Origin of the sequence: Flavobacterium circumlabens (genome assembly GCF_004345565.1) — a bacterium.
GTDB lineage: Bacteria > Bacteroidota > Bacteroidia > Flavobacteriales > Flavobacteriaceae > Flavobacterium > Flavobacterium circumlabens.
This window is the reverse complement of sequence record NZ_SLWA01000027.1, coordinates 1-3,753: the sequence shown is the minus strand read 5'-3', so window position 1 is coordinate 3,753 and position 3,753 is coordinate 1. Positions and strand designations below refer to the sequence as shown.

At 37.1% G+C, this 3,753-nt stretch carries 2 protein-coding genes; one reads left to right on the top strand and one right to left on the bottom strand.

Going from position 1 to position 3,753, the window contains the following annotated elements; genetic code table 11:
* On the bottom strand, window positions 1-1,319 hold a 1,319-nt coding region (locus EV142_RS23885), incomplete at its 3' end, for an IPT/TIG domain-containing protein (protein WP_132038358.1).
* 806 nt (window positions 1,320-2,125) lie between these two features.
* Between EV142_RS23885 and EV142_RS23880 the strand changes: the two genes are divergently transcribed.
* Window positions 2,126-3,753: T9SS type A sorting domain-containing protein (locus EV142_RS23880; RefSeq protein ID WP_132038357.1), on the top strand; the 1,628-nt coding region annotated here is incomplete at its 3' end.

Sequence of the window (3,753 nt, the reverse complement as noted above, 5' to 3'; positions counted from 1 at the left end):
CGTTTAATTATTTTTTCACTAGAGAATGCCCAAACTACATTGTTTTTATATGAAATATTTTTGATTGGTTGATCATGAGTGTACTCGAGGGTCCACACGCTTCCACCATTTATTGTTTTGTAGATTTTATTATCTTGAATTGCCCAACCTGTGTTTGCATCTTTAAATGTGAATTTCGTAAATTTTTCTCCATTGTAAACTTGCGACCATAAGTTTCCTCCATTACTGGTTTTATATATCTTAGTATCAAAAGTTATATAGTTTTTTATTAAAAGAAAACCATTTGAAAAATCTGTAAAACAAATTTCCCGAGCATAATAATCTGATGGCTCATTTACAAATTGATATTCTTTCCAGCCATCCGTTGCATTATTTTTGTACAAAATAAAAGGTCGTTCTCCTAATATTCCGTCTTTATCTGCTACTCTTTTATAACCAACAGCCCAAATATGATCATTGTCAAATTCCGCTGAGCTGGCAAGTTCAATATAACTAGAGTGTAGTACCTCGACCTCATAAGTTTTATCAAAATCAATTCCATTTATCGTTGATAATACAATGCCATGTTCTGAAACAATTGTTCCATTTTTCAAATTGGTATCTACATAGATGCAAAAAGGAGTAGGTATTAAATTTGGGTTGTTGTCAAAATTTCCAAATCGTTCAATGCCAAGATATCCTCCTGCAGTTATTTTTGAGATTCCAAAACCGGTATGACACCATCCTTCATCATTTACTGTAGCGTGAAATCCTGCCATACTCGAATTTAAAGCCCACCTTATCCATGTTATACCTCCATCTAAGGTTCTAAAAACATCACCATTGAGACCGGTGTTGTAGTATAAAACCTTATCATTGATCATTTGAATGCGATATATTCCAGTTTCATTTTTCCTGTCAATGGGAATGGTATACCACGCTGCAGATGAAGGAGCTGGGGCAATACCAATGCTGCTGTTGTAATTGTTTTTTACATTGTTTATTATTGTCCTGTTTAGGATGGTTAAAACCAATGTTGGCACTAGTTTTTCTACTGATGGTAACACAAATGATATCTCTGAAGTCGTGGCTGAAAGAATTGTTGCAGGCACACCATCAAATGTTATTTTTATATCACTTACTTGCTCTGTGAAATTTTCTCCTTTCATTGTTACCGTTTCTCCTGTAGTTCCATAATTTTTGCTGTAGGAGATTATTTTCGCTGCTTTTGTAATTTCAGACGGTGGAGCAGGAGTTGATTTGTCTTCTGCATCTGAGCTACAATTACTCAATAATAGTGATAGTTGTATTAAAATGATTAATGCAATTCTTTTTTTCATTTTTAATTTTTGGGTTAATTGTCGAATAGAAAAATATTTATAAGGTGGATTTTTTATTTAGCTATGACGAAATAAATTTAAATTTTAGCTTGTCAAATTTTTTTGTACACATATCAAATAATTTTATTGCAAATCTAGAATATTCTCTTTGTAAAACTTTGCGGGTTCCCGTATTTAAAAAAAAAACTTTAAAATATAGTTTAAGCCGGGCATTATGCAAAGTTTATGGGGAATTTTAATAGTAGATACAAGGAAGTTAATAGCGAAATACGATGCTAATAGCAATTTACTAAAATTAAAATGAACATGAAAAATAATCCTTTTTTCGAAATACGGTAAAGCATGATTTACCAAAACCTGATTGTAAAACTGCTATCAAGTAACTTTTAAAATAAATTTTAATAATGCTTAGTTATAATTGCAAAATGTGCTGATATTGGAAATCAGATAAAAACAAACTGCTATATACAATTACAAGTCGGGAAAAAGAAATACTAATAAAAGTATAGTTTAAATTAACATTTGCAATTTCTGTAGGGACTTCCCACCATTTTATTGAAAATAATTCCTGAAAATTATATCTTGATTATTAAAAATCAGTATTTATTGTAAGTAAAAGTCTAGGTACAAATACGTGATTTGGTTAATGCCAAGGGAAAAGTGAATTTATAATGCGTTAAATTATATAAGGTTGCTTTTATTGCCTGTTGCAGTCTTTATTATATTAAAGTGAATAACTGAAACTTTATTTTTTTTCACCGCTCTATGATTTACATTTGCCACAGTTTAATAGCCCACATAAATTTATGAAAAAACTATACTTTCTAATTTTTTTTACATCTTATTTCGCCCATTCCCAGGATGTCCTTTGGGAAAAGTCCTATGGCGGAAAACATGCCGATTATCTTTTTGATGCCCAGCCAACGGCTGATTATGGTTTTATTCTGGCAGGAAGTTCCCTGTCTGATAAAACCGGAAATAAAACAGACAATAATCTGGGAGACCTGGATTACTGGATCTGGAAAATGGATGAAACGGGAAATCTGGACTGGCAAAAAAGCTTTGGAGGAACCGGTTTCGATTTACTGCAGAGTGTACAATCCACCATCGATGGGGGATTTGTTCTGGCAGGCACCTCAAGCTCGGGAAATGCTTTTCAGAAAAACGAAGACTGCAAAGGCCTTACCGATTTTTGGGTTATCAAATTAACAGCTGCAGGAGTAGAGCAATGGCAAAGAACAATAGGCGGCAGTGGTACGGATGAGTTATTATGCGCCTTTCAGACCAGAGACGGCGGTTATATCTTAGGAGGTTCTTCCAGCTCCAGTGCGTCTGTACTACCCAATACACCAGTACCTGCCGCAAAAGGAACCACCACCACAAAAGCAGACCTGTACAGCAAATCGGAGAAAAGCAGGGGCAATATGGATTACTGGGTGGTAAAACTAAACAAAGACGGGGTGATCGAATGGCAAAAAACCTATGGCGGACAATACGCCGATCTTTTAAAAAGCATGGAACAGACTTCCGATAACGGTTACATTCTGGCCGGTTATTCCAATTCACCCGTATCCGGAGAAAAAACAGCAGCCAACAAAGGCATGGGAGATTACTGGATCCTTAAAATAACAGATACAGGAGAAATTCAGTGGCAGGATACCTACGGAGCAGAGGGTGACGATCAGCCTTATGTCATTCATCAGACCAGTGATGAGGGCTATATTCTGGGCGGAAATTCAAACAGCAGAAACCCGTTAACCTCCCTGGGAGGAATTGTAAGCAATGGTACTGATTGCTGGGTGCTAAAATTAGATAAAGAAGGCGGCGTAGTCTGGAGCAAAACCTATGACTTTGGCAAAACCGATATCCTGACCTCCCTGGTAGTCAATACCGATAAAACCTATTTAATAGGAGGACATGCCAAAACCGAAAGCAAACGCTCTTTGCTGAGCGATCTGGCAGGCAAAGCCGGGATCAGCAAAGAGAAAGACGGAATCAATGATTATATCGCCCTGAAGATAGATGACAAAGGCGAAGAACTCTGGAGTAAAACCATAGGAAGCGGCGGCGAGGACATCCTGAGAAAGCTGATAGAGACCCGCGACGGAGGGTATTTAATGGCCGGAACCTCAGACTCCAATTCCTCTAAAGACAAAAACTCGAACATAGGAGCCAGTGATTTCTGGGTGGTCAAACTAAAGGACAAAACCAAGGCCGAAAAAGTAAAAGCCAGTATGGAAGCCATGCCCAATCCTGCCGCAACGTACACCAATGTTATTATCGGTTATGATTTTAAGGAAGGAACCGCCACGTTGGTCGATATCAGCGGACGCATCCTGCAGCACTTCAGCATCAGCAGCAGGACAGTGCCAATAGATCTGAGTAAATACGCTGAAGGCATCTACATCATCGATATCAAAACCGATGTAAAAAC